This is a genomic window from Rhizobium album (assembly GCF_003122325.1).
GTDB classification, from domain to species: domain Bacteria; phylum Pseudomonadota; class Alphaproteobacteria; order Rhizobiales; family Rhizobiaceae; genus Metarhizobium; species Metarhizobium album.
This window is the reverse complement of sequence record NZ_QFBC01000004.1, coordinates 190,939-207,418: the sequence shown is the minus strand read 5'-3', so window position 1 is coordinate 207,418 and position 16,480 is coordinate 190,939. Positions and strand designations below refer to the sequence as shown.

At 63.0% G+C, this 16,480-nt stretch carries 18 protein-coding genes; 6 read left to right on the top strand and 12 right to left on the bottom strand.

All coding sequences use genetic code 11. From position 1 onward, the window contains the following. Window positions 1-105: 105 nt before the first annotated feature. Window positions 106-1,200, bottom strand: a complete 1,095-nt coding sequence (locus DEM27_RS11665; RefSeq protein WP_109458408.1) for a helix-turn-helix domain-containing protein — start codon at window positions 1,198-1,200, stop codon at window positions 106-108. A gap of 372 nt (window positions 1,201-1,572) precedes the next feature. On the opposite strand from DEM27_RS11665, the gene DEM27_RS33975 reads away from it, so the two are divergent. The 4 genes from DEM27_RS33975 (at window position 1,573) to DEM27_RS11645 (ending at window position 4,942) form a co-directional block, all read left to right on the top strand. Continuing rightward, on the top strand, window positions 1,573-1,851 hold the full coding sequence (locus DEM27_RS33975) for an Arc family DNA-binding protein (RefSeq protein WP_165823399.1): 279 nt from the start codon (window positions 1,573-1,575) through the stop codon (window positions 1,849-1,851). Between the two features lie 344 nt (window positions 1,852-2,195). Further along, window positions 2,196-3,095 (top strand): dihydrodipicolinate synthase family protein, encoded by a 900-nt coding sequence (locus DEM27_RS11655; RefSeq protein WP_109458406.1) that lies wholly within the window; start codon window positions 2,196-2,198, stop codon window positions 3,093-3,095. Window positions 3,096-3,136: 41 nt separating this feature from the next. After that, on the top strand, window positions 3,137-4,357 hold the full coding sequence (locus tag DEM27_RS11650) for an MFS transporter (protein ID WP_109458405.1): 1,221 nt from the start codon (window positions 3,137-3,139) through the stop codon (window positions 4,355-4,357). Window positions 4,358-4,468: 111 nt separating this feature from the next. Then, complete coding sequence (locus tag DEM27_RS11645) at window positions 4,469-4,942, top strand: VOC family protein (protein ID WP_109458404.1); 474 nt, start codon at window positions 4,469-4,471, stop codon at window positions 4,940-4,942. 90 nt (window positions 4,943-5,032) lie between these two features. Here the strand turns inward: DEM27_RS11645 and DEM27_RS11640 are convergent, their stop codons facing one another. The 4 genes from DEM27_RS11640 to DEM27_RS11625 all read right to left on the bottom strand — a co-directional run bounded on the left by DEM27_RS11640 (window position 5,033) and on the right by DEM27_RS11625 (window position 7,858). Next, on the bottom strand, window positions 5,033-5,719 hold the full coding sequence (locus DEM27_RS11640) for an MOSC domain-containing protein (protein ID WP_205908896.1): 687 nt from the start codon (window positions 5,717-5,719) through the stop codon (window positions 5,033-5,035). A 152-nt stretch (window positions 5,720-5,871) separates the two neighbouring features. Then, window positions 5,872-6,441 carry a TlpA disulfide reductase family protein gene (locus DEM27_RS11635; protein ID WP_109458402.1) on the bottom strand — a complete coding sequence of 190 codons (570 nt, stop codon included), beginning with the start codon at window positions 6,439-6,441 and terminating at the stop codon, window positions 5,872-5,874. Between the two features lie 61 nt (window positions 6,442-6,502). Further along, window positions 6,503-7,051, bottom strand: coding sequence for a carboxymuconolactone decarboxylase family protein (locus tag DEM27_RS11630; protein ID WP_109458401.1), 549 nt, complete (start codon window positions 7,049-7,051; stop codon window positions 6,503-6,505). 156 nt (window positions 7,052-7,207) lie between these two features. After that, on the bottom strand, window positions 7,208-7,858 hold the full coding sequence (locus DEM27_RS11625; RefSeq protein WP_109458400.1) for a MarR family winged helix-turn-helix transcriptional regulator: 651 nt from the start codon (window positions 7,856-7,858) through the stop codon (window positions 7,208-7,210). A 170-nt stretch (window positions 7,859-8,028) separates the two neighbouring features. Here DEM27_RS11625 and DEM27_RS11620 point away from each other — a divergent pair, with 170 nt between their 5' ends. Next, complete coding sequence (locus DEM27_RS11620) at window positions 8,029-9,384, top strand: DUF4214 domain-containing protein (protein WP_109458399.1); 1,356 nt, start codon at window positions 8,029-8,031, stop codon at window positions 9,382-9,384. 117 nt (window positions 9,385-9,501) lie between these two features. On the opposite strand, the gene DEM27_RS11615 is transcribed toward DEM27_RS11620, so the two are convergent. The 5 genes from DEM27_RS11615 to DEM27_RS11595 form a co-directional block, all read right to left on the bottom strand. After that, window positions 9,502-10,533 (bottom strand): hydroxyacid dehydrogenase, encoded by a 1,032-nt coding sequence (locus tag DEM27_RS11615; protein ID WP_109458398.1) that lies wholly within the window; start codon window positions 10,531-10,533, stop codon window positions 9,502-9,504. 91 nt (window positions 10,534-10,624) lie between these two features. Continuing rightward, on the bottom strand, window positions 10,625-10,978 hold the full coding sequence (locus DEM27_RS11610) for a hypothetical protein (protein WP_109458397.1): 354 nt from the start codon (window positions 10,976-10,978) through the stop codon (window positions 10,625-10,627). 100 nt (window positions 10,979-11,078) lie between these two features. After that, a complete protein-coding gene (locus DEM27_RS11605; protein ID WP_109458396.1) occupies window positions 11,079-11,930 on the bottom strand; it encodes a C40 family peptidase in 852 nt (283 codons plus the stop codon). Window positions 11,931-11,968: 38 nt separating this feature from the next. Then, window positions 11,969-12,319, bottom strand: a complete 351-nt coding sequence (locus DEM27_RS11600) for a MarR family transcriptional regulator (protein ID WP_109458395.1) — start codon at window positions 12,317-12,319, stop codon at window positions 11,969-11,971. Between the two features lie 141 nt (window positions 12,320-12,460). Then, window positions 12,461-13,852 (bottom strand): leucyl aminopeptidase family protein, encoded by a 1,392-nt coding sequence (locus DEM27_RS11595; RefSeq protein ID WP_109458394.1) that lies wholly within the window; start codon window positions 13,850-13,852, stop codon window positions 12,461-12,463. 130 nt (window positions 13,853-13,982) lie between these two features. Between DEM27_RS11595 and DEM27_RS11590 the strand changes: the two genes are divergently transcribed. Continuing rightward, window positions 13,983-14,813 carry a tetratricopeptide repeat protein gene (locus DEM27_RS11590; protein WP_109458393.1) on the top strand — a complete coding sequence of 277 codons (831 nt, stop codon included), beginning with the start codon at window positions 13,983-13,985 and terminating at the stop codon, window positions 14,811-14,813. 47 nt (window positions 14,814-14,860) lie between these two features. Here the strand turns inward: DEM27_RS11590 and DEM27_RS11585 are convergent, their stop codons facing one another. Then, window positions 14,861-15,886, bottom strand: a complete 1,026-nt coding sequence (locus DEM27_RS11585; RefSeq protein ID WP_109458392.1) for a histone deacetylase family protein — start codon at window positions 15,884-15,886, stop codon at window positions 14,861-14,863. Window positions 15,887-16,005: 119 nt separating this feature from the next. Next, window positions 16,006-16,401, bottom strand: coding sequence for a DUF4148 domain-containing protein (locus tag DEM27_RS11580; RefSeq protein ID WP_109458391.1), 396 nt, complete (start codon window positions 16,399-16,401; stop codon window positions 16,006-16,008). Window positions 16,402-16,480: the final 79 nt, after the last annotated feature.

The following is a 16,480-nucleotide window of genomic DNA, read 5'->3' as shown; positions in this document are numbered from 1 at the left end:
CTGTCGCTGAGCGACAGCGGGGGCGGCCGCTGGTTGTCGTGCAGGGCGACCGGAACACGCGGCGGGCGACCTCTCGCAATGGTGCAATTCTTCGCCCCGCGTGAATCACGATTTGCGCCCGAGAGGGACCCGCGAGCCGGATTCGATGAGCGCCGGCGTGAGAGGATGAATGTAAGGGATCGCCTCCGGCGACACGAAGAACGGAATGTCTTCGCCGGCCGGCCGGATGGCAAGCGTCCGGATGTCCTTGGGCGTCAGGCCGAAGAGCGCCTTGAAGGCGCGCGTGAAGGCCGAGGCATGCGTGAAGCCGAGTTCGAAGGCCAGGTGCGAGACGCGCAGGTTTTTTTCGGCGGGATCGGTCATCCGGCGGAATGCATGCCGCAGCCGCCGTTCTGTGATGTAGGCCGTGACGCCGCCAAGCGGTTCGAAGGCGCGGTAGAGGGTCGAGCGCGTCATGCCGAATTCCTCAAGCAAGGACTGGACCCCCAGATTGGGGTCGGCCAAGCGGCGTTCGATGGCCGCCTTCACGCTTGCCAGCGACACGGCACCGCTCTGTATGTCGGACGTCGTCCTCGGCTGCGACAGGGTTTCGAGGCAGGCATTGATGAGCAGGATGATCGCTTCGCCGATCGGTCGTGCTTGCGGCGATTGCATCGTCGCTCCCATTTCCATCGTGTGTTCCATCACCCCGATCAGCACCCTCGAGAGCGCTCCGGGCGGGATGACGAGACCATGGGCGCTGTCGAGCAGCGGGATGGCCGGCTTCAGTTTGCGCCTTTGAATGGCCAGGCTGATATTGTCGACGGATGGCGCCTCGATGACGACCTCTTGCGAAAGATCGAAGAATGCGAGTTCTCCCTGCTCGACGCGCCGGGTTCTCTCGCCGATGCGACAGGTGAAGTGACCGCTCGTATAACACACCACCAGCATGTCGTCGGTTGCCGACCTGGCGATCGTTCGAACCGTCCGCGTAAACCGAGAGGCCGTCGCCCTTGTCCGAGATACCGTGACATCAGGCAGGCAATAGATCTCCGCTTCACAGGAGAACGGCGTCTTCCTGCCGGGATCCGGTACGTCGAACTCGAACAGCGGCAGCATCATTTTACCGTAGGCCGCCGAGGCCTGGGGATCGTTTTCCGGAAAAACCATCCTGAAACAATCGATGGTCGAAACGGCGATGGGAGACAGGCGTTTTGTCATGAAGCCTTCGACAGGAACGATTGACGGCGGTCAAAACAATAGGCGTCACCGCCGATGCTTTTCAAGCGCCGTCTCCGGCCTTCGTCGTCGATTTCCGGCCGGCCGGCCCCGTCTCTATACTGCCCGTCCCATATAATTATCCCAGTGTCCAAATCGCTCGCATGCGTCTTGACTGCGGCATCAGGCCATTCAGACAGTCTTCCGCGGGTGGTTTCCTGGGCGAGCCATGGGGATGGCCCGGCCCGCCGGCATGCTCGGAAAAGAGGTGACCCCTTTGAATATACCATTTTCGCCAAGATCGCCCTGATCGGCAACGGGGACGGACCGGTGTCGGTCGGGAAGGCGCCATTCACAGCTTGCAATGGAATGTCCATGTCAAAAAACGAATATTATCTCAGGCTTCGCATTCCGGAAACCATGCGCCGCGATTTGATGAAGTCGGCGACACTCAACAACCGGTCGATGACGGCCGAGATATTGACGCGGTTGCAAAACTCCTTCGAGACGGGCAATCGCTTCGAAGCAGCGGATGACAGCATGCAGGAGATGAGAGATCGCATCTCCTGCCTGGAGGAGCAGTTCCGCCATTACCTGGCGACGACAAACGAACAGTATCCGTCACGCAAGACATTGCGGATCGCCGGGGAATAGCGACCGCGCGCCGGCAGCGGGGCAGGATCGCGTCAAGGCGTCCATGGCAGCGCTTTACAGGCGCGGCCTGCGAGATGCACCTGCTGAACCCGAAATCCATGCTGGTCTGTATCGCGCTGAGGAGGCCGGGCCGTGTCCCGGCGCGTCTTCATCCGGCATCGTCGTCATCCCGCGGGATGCGCGGCTCCCGGCATCACGATTTTCTGCGGTTATGCCATCTCTTCTCGACAGGCCCGATGTTTCGCCTCTATCGTCGCGCTGCCGCTGCATCGAGGGCGCCCTCGCAGCGTCCTTCGGCTTCGTCGGGCCGAAGTTTCTCCTCTCCCGGATTTGAAAGGAACACCATGTCGCTCTTCGAAGGCCTGTCGGCCTTTCCGATCACGCCCGCCGATCCCTCCGGTCGCGTCGATACCGTGGCGCTTGCCCGTGTTCTGAACCGTCTTGCCGATGCCCGGGTCGATTCGATCGGCCTGCTCGGCAGTACGGGCGCCTACGCCTTCCTGACGCGGGAGGAGCGGCGACGGGCGGTGGAAGCGGCAATGGCGACAGTGGGTGGGCGCATACCCGTCATCGTCGGTGTCGGCGCGCTCAGGACGGACGACGCCCAGGCGCTGGCGCGTGATGCCAGGGCCGCAGGCGCGAACGGCCTGCTTCTGGCCCCGGTCTCCTACACGCCGTTGCGCGACGAAGAAGTCTATGCGCATTTTGCCGCCGTCGCCGAGTCCGGGGAACTGCCGCTTGCGATCTACAACAATCCCGGCACGACCCGGTTTACCTTTTCAAGGGAGCTCATCGGCCGCCTGTCCGAAGTCGCAAATATCGCGGCCGTAAAAATGCCCTTGCCGGCCGATGGAGACTTCGCCGGCGAACTGGATGCGATCCGGTCAGTGACGTCACCCTCGTTCCGCATAGGCTACAGCGGCGATTGGGATTGCGCCGCGTCCTTGCTGGCGGGTGGCGATGCCTGGTATTCGGTGGCCGCGGGCCTGTTGCCGGTCGAAACGCTGGCCCTGGCGCGGGCGGCACAATCCGGCGACGTGGCGCAGACACAGCGGCTGAATGCTGCATTCGAGCCACTCTGGAGCCTGTTCAGGGAATTCGGCAGTTTCAGGGTGGTGTATGTCATTGCCGAACTCCTCGGCCTGTGCAAAGTCGAACCTCTGAGGCCCGTTCTCCCGCTGCCCGATACGGCCCGCGACCGCGTCGCCGCGGCGTTGATCGTCCTTCGCAAGCATTTCGCATGATATCCAGACGTTTTTCGCCATAATATTCAGGTCCGCATCCAATGACTTCGATCTCCATGACCGCCCGGCGCCCCAAGGCATTTCTCGGCATCCTCTTCATCCTCGGTTTGGCGCATCTCCTCAACGACCTGATGCAGTCCCTGATCGCGGCGATCTATCCGGTCATCAAGGAGGCGCACGGTTTCGATTTCGTGCAGATCGGCATCATCACGCTGACGTTCCAGACGGCGGGGTCGCTGCTGCAGCCGGTCGTCGGCCTGTACACCGACAAGCATCCGATGCCCTATTCGACGGCGGTCGCGATGATCTTCACCTTTGCCGGCGTCCTCGGGCTCGCCTATTCGTCGAGCTACGCCCTCATCCTGGTGTCGGCGGCCTGCATCGGCATCGGCTCCTCGATTTTCCATCCGGAGGCGACACGCATGGCCCGGTATGCGTCCGGTGGCCGGCAGGGCCTGGCGCAGGGCATCTTCCAGGTCGGAGGCCAGTTCGGCGGCGCGCTCGGGCCGCTGCTCGCTGCCGTGTTCATCGTGCCGCACGGGCAGTCCAGCCTTGCCTGGTTTGCCTTGGCGGCACTTGTCGCGATGGCGCTGATGATCTGGACCGCCGGACAGCATGCGCTGATCCGGCAACTGGCGCAGAGCGCGGCGAGTGCGGCGGGATCGGCGCAAAAGCTGCATCGCCATGCGCCGGCAACCGTGGCCGTCGGCCTCGTCGTCCTCACGCTGCTGATGTTTTCGAAAAACGCCTACATGGAGAGTTTCCGGTCGTTCTACACATTCTACCTGATCGATCGCTTCGGGACATCGGTGCAGATGTCGCAGATCATGCTGTTCGTTTTCCTGCTGGCCTCGGCGGCCGGTGCCCTGATCGGCGGCATCGTCGGCGACCGGATCGGCCGCTACCGGATCATCTGGATCTCCGTGCTCGGTCCGCTGCCGCTGACATTGCTGCTCCCCTATGCGGACCTGTACTGGACGGTGATCCTGTCCATCCTGATCAACCTGATCATGGCGAGCGCCTTCGCCTCGATCCTGATCTACGCGATGGAACTGCTGCCCAACCGCATCGGCCTGATCGGCGGGTTGTTCTACGGGCTGAATTTCGGGCTCGCCGGCATCGCCGCCGCCATCCTGGGCGGCCTGGCGGACAATATCGGCATCGAAGCGGTCTACTGGCTCTGTTCCTTCCTGCCGCTCGCCGGCCTGCTGACGTGGTTCCTCCCGAAGATCGATGACACGCCGCGCTCGAAAGCGGAATGACCCGCATCGCGAAACAATTTTCAGCCTGATGTCGGATTGCCGTAAACCTGTGCGTCTTCAAGGCATCGGTCGTCGAAGGCGACCCTGCAACCAGGATGAAAGGGTATTGTTATGGCCAAGAACACGATCTGCCTGTGGTTCGACAAGGATGCCGAGGCGGCGGCCCGCTTCTACGCCGAGATCTTTCCCGACAGCGCCGTCGGCGCCGTCATACGGGCTCCCGGCGATTTTCCCGATGGCAAGCAGGGCGATGTGCTTGTCGTCGAATTCACGGTTGCCGGCGTGGCCTGCATGGGCCTGAACGGAGGCCCGGCCTTCAAGCACGACGAGGCCTTTTCTTTCCAGATCTCGACGGAAAACCAGGAGGAAACCGACCGCTACTGGAACGCCATCGTCGGCAATGGCGGCCAGGAAAGCGAATGCGGCTGGTGCAAGGATCGCTGGGGCATCTCATGGCAGATCACGCCCCGGGTGCTCATGGAAGCCATGCGGGCCGGCGGCGCCGAAGCAAAGCGCGCCTTCGACGCGATGATGACCATGAAGAAGATCGACGTCGCCGCAATCGAGGCAGCCCGGCGCGGCTGATTTTTTTCGCGCCGGCGGAGGCATTCTCCGTCTCTTTGCTCGTACGCAACTCCGGACGCAAAACCGCGACGCGCTTTTGCTGGTCTTTCTCTAACCGATGCCGGTGAGGCGCTTGTTCCAGTCTTCGACTTTGTTGGTTTCCAGCCTGCGGGTGGCGTGGCTGCGCCAGCCGTCGGCAAGGCGTTCAAGCGCGGCAATGCCGGAAAGCTCGCTTCGGTTGAGCGGGTCGATGTAGAAGGTGCGCCAGATCCTGGCGACGGTCCATTCCGGCGACCGCCGTTCCATGAGCGTCAGACTGTCTTCGGGCGTGACGGTGCCGGCCTGCAGCACCCTGTAATACCAGCCCGTCCGCCCCGTGGACTGGACGTTCCGGGCCATCGCCGGCGTGCCGAAGCGTTCGTTGAGCTTCCAGCAGGGCTGCCTGCCCTGGCTGACTTCGACGATCGCCGTTCCAAGCGCGAAGACATCGCCGATCGCCACGGTATTTTCGGACAGCCCCGCGGTCGAGAGGTTTTCGCCGAAGGCGCCGGGATGGCTGAGCAGCGGATGGGGGCCGAGCCCCTCCGCCCAGGCCGCATAGTGGTCGAACGGATAGTGATGCACGGCCTTTTCCGGCCCGCCGTGCCGGATGGGATCGCCCTGTACGTCGCCATGGAAGCCGGTTTCCGACAGTGTGACACTGTCCGGAACCTGCGTCTTGGCGATGCCGCTCAGGACTCTGCGCGGCCCAAGCGGGACGACCTTGCCGACCAGCAAACCGAGGAGCGGGAGCGTCATCATGGTCTTTCCTCCAAGTTCAACGGCATCAAGGCGGATGCTGGTCGATATCGCTGCGGCGGTCGGTGGAACCGTCCGCCTTCGTTGGTGCCAGGAACGAAACCCGGCCGGGGACATGCCGCAGAACGCGGGCGGTGTTGATCATCGCGGCCTCAGGCGGCATCCTGCGCGGACGGGGAAACAGCGCAAGTACCATCGGCACACGCGCCTTCTTCATCGGATGCCACGGCCGGCTTGATGTCCGGCATGCGGGCAGAGAGCGCCATGGCGATCCTTGCGCCGACGGCAATGTCGTCTTCGACGCCGAATGCCTGGTGGATGATGGCGCCGTCACGGCCGATCAGCACCGAGGACGGTGTGCCGCGCAGCCCGAAACGCCGCATCGTCACCGGAATGTCCGATCCGTCTTCCGCAAGGTCGACGGCGACGGGGGATTTCAGCCGGTACTCGTGCAGGAAAGCCCGCAACGTCACCGGCGTCATCGCCGCATGATGCTCGAAGACGGTGTGAAGGCCGATGACCTGCAGATCGGTATTGGCGAAGATGCGTTCGATGCGCAGCACCTGCGGGATGGCTTCGGCGACACAGCCGGGGCAGAGCAGCTGGAAGCTGTGAAGAAAGACCGGCCGGCCGCGAAGCGCCTGCAGCGAAAGCGGGGTCGGGGCATTGAACCATTCGCTGGCGGCGATTTCGGGCGCGAGCGGGGCATTAAAACGGGTCATGATGTCGGATCCTTCCGGTGTAGGCGGACCGGAGGGAACGGTCCGCCCTGCATGGGGTTGCTCAGGCAGCCGTGCGCGTCAGCTTCACACCTGGAAAGTCGACCGGAACGTCGAGCGCGACGTTGAGGTAGTTGGTGAACAGGTTGAGGGCGATGTGGGCGATGATCTCGACGATCTCTTCATCGTCGAAACCGGCCGTCCGCAGCGCATCGACCTCGGAAGGTTGGATGCCGGCGCGATTGTCGACAACGATGATGGCGAACTGCAGGGCAGCGGCCGTGCGGGCATCCGTCGAGCGGCCGGCCTGCGCCTCGGCCATTTCCTGTGCCGTGGCGCCCGCCTTGCGGCCGAGGCCGGTATGGGCGGCGAGGCAATAATTGCAGCCGTTGCGGTCGGCAATGGCGACGGCGATCTGCTCGCCGAGCTTGGCGCCGAGCCGACCGCCGCCGAGGGCGCCGAAGGAACCCCACATGCTGCTCAGCGCCGCCGGCGAATTTGCCGCTGCCTTGAACATGTTGGGAACGATGCCGAATGCGGACTTGATCTGGGCCAGCTGTTCACCGGTGGTTCCCGTTGCATTCGACGGGTCGATGAGAGTAATCCTTGTCATGTTCTTTCCTTTCAATAGCCTGGAGGGAGGGAGTTGTCGGTCCGGTGATGGCAGTCGCCGGACCGATGTTTTATCCGCCAGGAACGGCCCTGCCGGATAAATCGCGGGAAGCGGTCCTGCCCCAACGCGGCGCCGGTCGTGCCGGCAGCGCAGGGGTCAGTCCCGACCGTTTTCAAACACAGCCCAGGTGGCAGCCCGGATTGCGGCATCGGCGGTCTCGTGGTCGCGGCAATCGATGCGAAGATCCCGCTGGCCGAAAGCTGCGTCGACGAATTTGCAGTGATGCGGCTGGGCCGCATCGGCATGGGCAAAAGGCGCAAAAAAGCGGCAGCTCGTGCACATGCGCTGGATCGGTATGGCATCGTTGACCTGCAACTGCCGGATCATCTTGATCAGCATGACCAGCAGGTCTTCCTGTTCATGCGCCGCCAGCGCCTCGGTCGCCTGGTTGGCCAAGCTTTCCTCGCCATCGCCGGCACGAAGGGCCGTCAGGCCCGCAGTTGTGATCGCGACGCTGACGCCGCGCCTGTCGGTCTCCGTCTGCCGTTTCTCGACACAGCCCTTGCGTTCGAGGGCAGCAATCGAATCCGTGGCCGTTGGCTGCGACACGCCGAGATGGAAGGCGATCTCCTTGACGCCAAGTCCGTCTCCGCGACCCTCAAGAAGTTCGAGGATCGAAAGCTGCGTCGGGTTGATGCCGGCGCGCTTCGCACGGTTCCAGTCGTCGACGCGCATCACCATCGCAACCCGCGATAGGCCTTCGCGAATTCGGTGTTGGATCGAGGTCGGGTTCTTCGGCGTTTCCATGATCGCATATATATAGGATTCCTATTTATTTGCAAGGCCGCGAAAAGTGCGGCGGATCACACCAAAAATAGCCGGTCCGGCGAGCTTTCGAGTGTAGACATCCGTCGTATCTCGATATCTCTTACACTGACCGAGCGGGTGTGGGGTCCGCAGCAATCCGAGGGGAAATCATGGCGACAGTTACAGACTATACGGCACTCTTGTCCGGTTATTACTGGTATCCGACACTTCAGGCAAAACCGGTCATCCTCACCTATTCCTTCATGACCTCGTCTGCCGCGGGCAATATCGAGCCGGAGAAGAATCCTTTTGCCAGCGCCATGGATGCCGGCAAGCAGGGCCTTATTCGTGCAGCGCTCGACACCTGGGCATCGGCCAGCGGTGTAATCCTTCTCGAAACCAAGTCCCATGAGGGCGATCTGAATTTCGGCTTTTATGCACTCGAAGACAACGAAAGTGCTGCCGATGCCGGCCTGCCGACCAGCGGCGCCTTCGTCAATGCCGATGGTTCCTTTTCGGTGTATGGCGGCAGGGGCGATGATGGTGCCGGCGTCGTTCGTTTCAACACGGACACCCTCACCTATAGCAACGACGATTTTACCCACGTCGCCCTGCACGAGATCGGTCATGCGCTTGGGTTGAAGCACCCCTTCGATACGGATCCGGACGTCATCCTCGATCCGTCGATGGATAACGGCACCTATACGGTCATGACCTACAATGACTATACGCCGCGTCTCGGAAGCTTCGATATTCAAGCGGTTCAGGTTCTTTTCGGCAACGCCTCCGCGGATGCCGCCTATCCCTATGCATGGACCTGGGACGCGCCGAGCGAAACGTTGCGCCAGACGGGAACTGCTGCTGGTGAATATATCCGCGGAACGCGCGCCAACGACATCATCGAAACGGGCGGCGGGCGCGATGCGATCGTCACTTATGCCGGCGACGACATCATTTACGCGCACGGGCAATCGTTCTCTGCCAATGCCGGGCCCGGGCTCGACATGGTTCACAATTCCGTGGCCCGCTCCAGCATGTCGCAGTTTCAGTTTGATCGTACGGCGGACACCATCACGATGCGTTTCGGCGACCAGACGCAGTCGCTGTTCGGCGTCGAACGTCTCGGTTTCAGCGACGGAACCCTGGCACTGGACATCGCGGGCAATGCCGGGCAGGCCTACCGGATCTATCAGGCGGCCTTCGACCGGACGCCGGATGCTGCCGGGCTGTCTTTCTGGATCAAGACCATCGATGCCGGCCGCTCCTTGCTGGATGTCGCTGCGGGCTTCATCGGCTCGCAGGAATTCGCCTCGGTCTATGGTGGCGTGACGGACAATGTCGGCTTTATTTCCAAGCTCTACGAGAACGTGCTCGGCCGTGCCGGCGAGGCCGCTGGCATCGGTTATTGGGAAGGCCAGATGAACGGCGGCGTGTCGAAGGCGTCGGTTCTCGCCGGATTCTCCGAAAGTGCCGAAAACATCACGGGCGTCGCGCCGGCGATCGCGGATGGTATCTGGTACGTCTGAGGGTCAGGCACCTGACCCGAAACCGCTCTCAAGGCATCTCCGCCGTTATGGTACAGCGGAGATGCCTTTTCCTTGCCCTGACGAATAGCTGCCGGGCGCAGCATCTGCCGGCCTTGCTCAGTTCACCGTCACCGGTTTCGAGCGCATGCGGGCGACGGTTTCGCGTTCGGCGCGTTTGCAGCGCATCGGCGGCAGGTTGCGGTCCATCAGGGCCATGTCTTCCAGCACCATGTCGCCCATCTTCTTGAAGGCACTGTCGAGTGCGCCGGCGCGGTGGGCGGAGAGCAGGAAACCCGCCTGCCGCCGCACGGGATGGTCGAGCGGCAGCGGTTCCTCCGGAAAGACGTCGCTGGCCGCGACGATATGGCCGCTTGCGACGGCTGCGATCAACGCATCGAAATCGACGACACCGGCGCGGCTGAGCAGGATGAAAGCCGCGCCCTTGCGCATGCTTGCAAAGGCATCCGCGCCAAGGAAACCCTGGTTTTCGGTGGTGACGGAGGCGACGACGAACACGAAATCGCTGTTCTGCAGCACGGTGTCGAGGCTGGCGGGTTCGACGTTGTTGTCGATGAGGATGGACGGCGGCAGCCAGGGATCGAAGACGCGGATGCGGGCGCGAAAGCCCGCCAGCACCCGGTTCAGCGCCCTGCCGAGATCGCCGAAGCCGATGATGCCGATCTCGGCGCCGCTTATCAGTCGGGCCGAGCGATTGCCGTCGCCGCCCCAGAGTTCCTTGCCGGCACGAAAATCCGCGTCTGCCTCGACGATGCCGCGGGCAAGGTTGAGCGCCATGGCAAGGCCGAGTTCGGCGACCGGTTCGGCAAACACCTGGCCGGTGGTGACGACATGAATGCCGCGCTGGAACAGGGTCTCGTAGGGCATGTTGTTGAAAAGGTTGCTCTCGACATTGAGAACACAGCGCAGGCTTTTCAGCCGCGCCAGCGTGTCTTCCGAAAGCGGCGGCTGGCCGATGATGTAGCGCGCCTCCCGCAGCACGTCGTCCGGCAGGCCGGCGATGTCTTCGGCATCGGCTTCGACGATCCGGTAGCCGACGTGAAGCGCGCGGCGAGCCTCGTCGCTGAAAACCAGATCCAGGGTACGCGGCGCCGGCGCCGAGATGACCAGCGGCTTCCTATCGTCAGACATGCATTCCTCCCCTCCGCTCTCCCAGCGGATTCTCCGTGATTGACGGGCAGGATCGGAATTTTGTCACGAAAAATCAAGCAGCCGGAAGCGGTTACTCCTGCCAGGGCCAGCCGACCTGCTTTTGCCCGGGGAACCGGCCGCCGCGTGACGGCGGTTCGAAGCTCTCGACCGTGACGCCATTGCGATTGCAACTGTAGACGACACCGGGTTCGCCGAAGCGGTAGAAGGGATCGCGGCGGTAATAACGCCGTTCGCCGAGTTCGGTGCGGCATTCGAAGCCGTCGCTGTTGCTGCCGAGATTGTTTTTCGGTTCCTTGACGCCGGGCAGGTCGCGGTAAGGATCGCCGGCAGTCACGGCCTCGCGGCTGAAATCCGTCGCCATGACTGGCGCGGCATAAAGCAGGGTCAATGCGGCAAGAACTGCAGCGTGGCGCAGGGAAGGCATTCGTTTCGTCTTTCCGGCCGCATCCGGCCGGCCTCTTTTTCCATGAAAATAGCCGAGATGACCGATCACGGGAACGCACATCTATTTGATGGCGCAAGCCTCACAATACAAGCCGGCGATAGGCGGTCGGCCGCTGGTAGAGCCAGCCGATGCGCTCCACCGCCTTGTCGAAGTTTTCGCGCGCCACGGTCATCGTGTGGCCGTTGGCGTGCAGCAGCGTTGCCTCATCCTCCATGATACCGACATGGCCTTTCCAGAAGACGAGGTCGCCGCGCCGGAGATCGCCGCGCTGCAGGTCCTCGGCGGGGAAGGCGGCCTGCATGTCGGTATCGCGCGGCACCTTGTGGCCGGCCATCATCAGCGATAGCTGCACAAGGCCGGAACAATCGAGGCCGAAGCCCGAGCGGCCGCCCCAGAGATAAGGGGTTTCGAGGAAACGCAGCGCAATCGATACGGCGTCGTCATCGAGCACTGCGTCTACCGGCAGGCAATGGGCGGCGATGACGGCGCCGCCGTCCGCCAGCAGGAAATAGCGGGTGCCGCGGGTCTCCGCCTCACCGGTGACCGTCAGGCGGCTCCCCATGGAGAGCGCCTTGACCACCGGGCTGCGCAATTCGGCACGCGGATAGACGAAGCTGCGCGGTACGGCGATGCGGTGCGTCGGTGCGTCGGCATCCGTTGTCAGAGCCGCTTCCGGCAGATAGCCGACATACCCGTCTTCTGATGCCTTGACCCAGGCCCAGCCATCGGCGCGCTCGAAAACCGTCACCTCCTCGCCCAGCAGCAGTTCGGTGTCGATGCCGGTTTCCATGTCCGCGAGGGGCCGCAGCGCGATGACGGGCGTCGCGATGCGGGCCTTGTCGCCGGCAACGAAACGGAGGGCATCGACATGCCCTTCAAGATCCTGTTCGGCAAGATCGGACCGGAAGGCGTGGAGGCGGCGGTCGAGCATCGGTTCCTTTCCGGCGGCGGCCTGGAGGCTATCTTCTGTCAGGCGGTGAGTGAGCGGCCCTGCGCCATCACCAGGTCGCCGAGGGCTTCGAGATAAAGCGCACCCTTGACGGTTCGCTTGATGATGACGTTGCGGCGATCGATATCATCGCGCACCCGGTCGACGAGGCCGAGTTCGCCCATCGTGTAGAGCGCGCGGGTGATCACCGGCTTGGTGACGCCGAGCGTTGCCGCCAGGCCGCGCACGGTGTGGGGTGGGGGCACCAGATAGATGTGCAGCAGGATCGCCATCTGCCGCAGCGTCAGGTCGAAACCGTCCTGGCGCACCTGCTCCAGCATCACCCCATGCCACAGGCCAAGCGCCTGCGACGCCGTCAATTCCAAGCTCACACGGCACTCCGTCCTGTCCAGACCGCATTTCGAGAGCATTTGCACGCAATTCCGGCCGCAAAACCGCTGCGCACTTTTGCTGGAATTGCCTTATTGTCCCGGAAAGCCGCTGCCCTGGCAAGAGGCCGGCCGGTCCGGACTTCAGCGCAGACTGCGGCGGATGTGCTGGTAAAGAGCACGGATCGCTTGCGCCTCGCCGCCAACAGGCGAGTGCGGTCGTTCGCTCTGCGCCCAGCCGAAGATGTCGAAATGCACCCAGCTCTTCGTCTGGGTCACGAAACGCTTGAGAAACAGCGCCGCGGTGATCGAACCGGCCATGCCGCCGGACGGCGCATTGGTGAGGTCGGCGAGCCGTGCGGAAATATCCCGATCGTAACCCATGTACAGCGGCATGCGCCACATCGGATCGTCGGTCTCGATGCTGGCGTCGTTGAGGTCGTCGGCAAGCTGGTCATCGTCGGTGAAGAAGGGCGGCAGATCGGGGCCGAGCGCCACGCGCGCCGCGCCCGTCAACGTCGCCATGTCGACCAGCAGGTCCGGCTCCTCTTCGTCGGCATAAGCCAGTGCGTCGGCCAGGATCAGCCGGCCTTCGGCGTCGGTATTGTCGATCTGCACCGTCAGGCCCTTGCGGCTGCGGTAGATGTCGCCGGGCCGGAAGGCGTTGGCGGAGATCGAGTTTTCGACGACGGGAACGATGACGCGCAGGTCGACCTTCAGCTTGGCGTCCATGATCATCAGCGCCAGGCCCATGACGTTGGCGGCACCGCCCATGTCCTTCTTCATCAAGAGCATGGAGGAGGCCGGCTTGATGTCGAGGCCGCCGGTATCGAAGCAGACGCCTTTGCCGACGAGCGTGATGCGGCGGTGTCCCTTCTTGCCCCAGCGCATTTCGAGCAGGCGCGGTGCGTCGGCGCTGGCGCGGCCGACGGTGTGAACCAGCGGGAAATTGCGATCCAGGAGTTCGGCGCCGGTGATGACGCTGGTTTCGGCGCCGTAATGGGCCGCCAGCGCCCGGAAGGCGGCTTCGAGCTGCGCCGGACCCATGTCGTTGGTTGGTGTGTTGATCAGGTCGCGGGCAAGGAAGACGCCGGCTAGCTGGCGCTTGATGTCGGGGGCATCGGCATCCTGCGGGATGAGCAGGGTCGGTCCGGCCGACTTTTCGGATTTGTAGCGGTCGAAGCGGTAGCTGCCGAGGCCGTAGCCGAGCGCCAGCCGGTTGGCGGTCAGCGGCGCGGTCTCGATGTGCCATTCGCCGGCGGGCAGCGAGCGGGCAAGCTTGCCGGTGAGGAACGGTGCCTTCGACGGGTTCTTGCCAAGCCCGAACAGCGCGCCGCCAAGATGGCCGTCGCTGGTGGGGATCAACAGGAGCGAGCCGGTTTCGGCCTTGTAACCAGCCTTGCCCGCCCAGTCGAGGGCGACGGGATCGATGGTGCCGGTCTCGATATGGGCCGGCGTCACGGCGAAGATCGGCAGCGAACTGCCGCCCTTGACGGTAAAGGGCGAGGGACGTTCGATGTATTGGTAGGGGGCCATGATCAACCTTCGGACTGGCTGGGGAATCGCTGCATTAACACTCTGTTAGGGTTAACAGATTATTGCTGGATCGAAGGTTGCGCCGAAAAACTTCGCGAAATGGCGCAGAATCGCTATCGAAGGCAGGGCCATGGCATCTTCCGCACGCATTGTTTCACGCAGGTCGAAGCTTCTCCAGGGGATCGCCGTGGCGCTGATCGCTGTCGCGCTCGCCGGCTGTGCATCGTCGCGAAAGGAACTGACGACGGGTTCGATCCCGCGCATGTCGAAGCCGGTCGAGGAGATGAATAGCACGGAACTGGCCAGTGCCGGCGAAAATATCGGCAAGGCTTACGAGAAAAACCCCAAGGACGCCAAGATCGGCATGAGTTATGCCAATGTCCTGCGCATGAGCGGCAAGAATGCCCAGGCCTTGGCCGTCATGCAGCGGGTGGCGATCGCCAATCCGACCGACCGCGAGGTTCTTGCCGCTTACGGCAAGGCGCAGGCCGCCGCCGGGCAGCTGGAGCAGGCGCTGGCCACCATCGGCCGCGCCCAGACGCCGGACCGGCCCGACTGGCGGCTGAAATCCGCCGAAGGCGCCATCCTCGACCAGCTGGGCCGCGCGAACGAGGCGCGCGGTCGTTATCGCGACGCGCTCGACATCCAGCCGAACGAACCGTCGATCCTCTCCAACCTCGGCATGTCCTATGTGCTGGCCGGTGACCTGAAGACCGCCGAAACCTACCTGCGCTCCGCCTCGCAGCAGGCGGCGGCCGACAGCCGCGTGCGCCAGAACCTGGCACTCGTCGTCGGCCTGCAGGGCCGTTTCGATGAGGCGGAACAAATTGCCCGGCGCGAACTCTCGCAGCAGCAGGCGGATGCCAACGTCGCTTATCTGCGCTCGATGCTGTCGCAGCAGAATTCCTGGAAGCAGCTTGCGGATAAAGGTAAGCCGGCTATCGAGAACGGGACGAATTGACGAGGGCGGGGTCGTTTTTTTCGACCCCACCCTCAAAATGAAAGCGTTTAAGCCTCCAGCCCCTTCAGGACATTGGCCGTATTGATGCCGATCTCGTTGACGCCGTAGCCGCCCTCCATGCAGACGAGCACGGGAACGCCTGCCTTGGCGATCTTCTCGCCCATGGTGATGTAATCCGGTGTCTTCAGCTTGAAGAAGCTGATCGCATCCTTTTCGAACGTATCGACACCCAGCGAAACGACGATGGCTTCGGCGCCGAACGCCTTGATCTTGACGAGCGCATCGTCGAGCGCTTGCCCCCAGACGCTCCAGGGCGTGCCCGGCGGCATCGGGTAGTTGTGGTTATAACCTTCGCCGGCACCGGCGCCGGTCTCGTCGGCATAGCCGAGGAAGTAGGGGAAGGCATCGACCGGGTCGCCGTGCAGCGAGGCGAACAGCACGTCGTTGCGCTCGTAGAAGATATCCTGGGTGCCGTTGCCATGATGGAAATCGACGTCGAGGATGGCGACCTTCTTGGCGCCGTGATCGAGGAAGCGCTGGGCGGCGACGGCGGCGTTGTTGATGAAGCAGTAGCCGCCATAGAGGTCGATGCCGGCATGGTGGCCCGGCGGGCGGCAGAGCGAGAAGGCGAAGCGGTTGCCGGCATTCACCCAGTCGGCGCCGGTCAGCGCGCAGTTCATCGACGAAATCGCCGCCTTGTAGGTGCCCTGGGTGATCGAGGTTTCGAGCGCATTGGCGTAATAACCGACGACGCCGTCGATGTTGTTGGGGATCTTGTGGCGGGAACGACGATAGGGCAACGAGGTCGGGATCACCTCACCCTGGAAACCTTCGGCGACCCAGCGGTCCCAGACGGTTTCGAGGAAGGACAGAAAACCTTTGTCGTGCACCTTTTCCGCCGTTTCCAGCGAATAGCTGTCGGGCGCCACGACATCGGTGAACCCCTCTTCCTTCACCGCCTGCAGGATCCATTCGGCGCGGAACGGACCTTCGAACGGCTTGACCAGCAGGCCGCCGTGCAACTCGGTCTTGGCATCTCTCAGCTTGTGATCTTCGGAATAAATGACTCGCATAATAAGACCCTGATGATTTTGATCAAATCAGGTTAGCCCCGTTGCGAAGGCAAAGGCAAGCCGCTTGCGCATAAAGGCCGGCCGGGCGCCCGAGAGAGGCGTCCGGCCGGCAAAATCGATTACGGGACGAGGTTGATTTCTTCCGTCTCGCCGCCCGTGCACGTGTAGCAGCAATCCGTGCACGTTTCGGCGTTGTCCGGGCCCGTGCCCCAATAGGTGCTCTTGTCGCCGGAAACCCAGGCGCCGTAGCAGATCTTTTCGCCTTCGTTGCAGGCGAGAGACATGGTCTTCGATTCGCCGTCGTCGAGGTAATAGACCTGGTTGTCGCCCGGCCAGACATGGCTGCGATCCTGGCTGTAAAGCTCGACTTCGACCGCGTTCGGATGGCTGTTGCGCATCACGAAGGTAACGTCTGCCGCCGAAGCGCTGGAAGCGAAGCCGAGCAGTGCGGAAGACAGCACCGCAACGCCTGCGGCGGCCGAAAGCAGGCGCCGTACAGAATATGTAGTTTTCATCGTTCGATCCCCAAAACACAGGCGGATGCCTGCACGCGATCCTTAGCATGGCCCCAGGCGGCCGAAAATGGCCAACCCT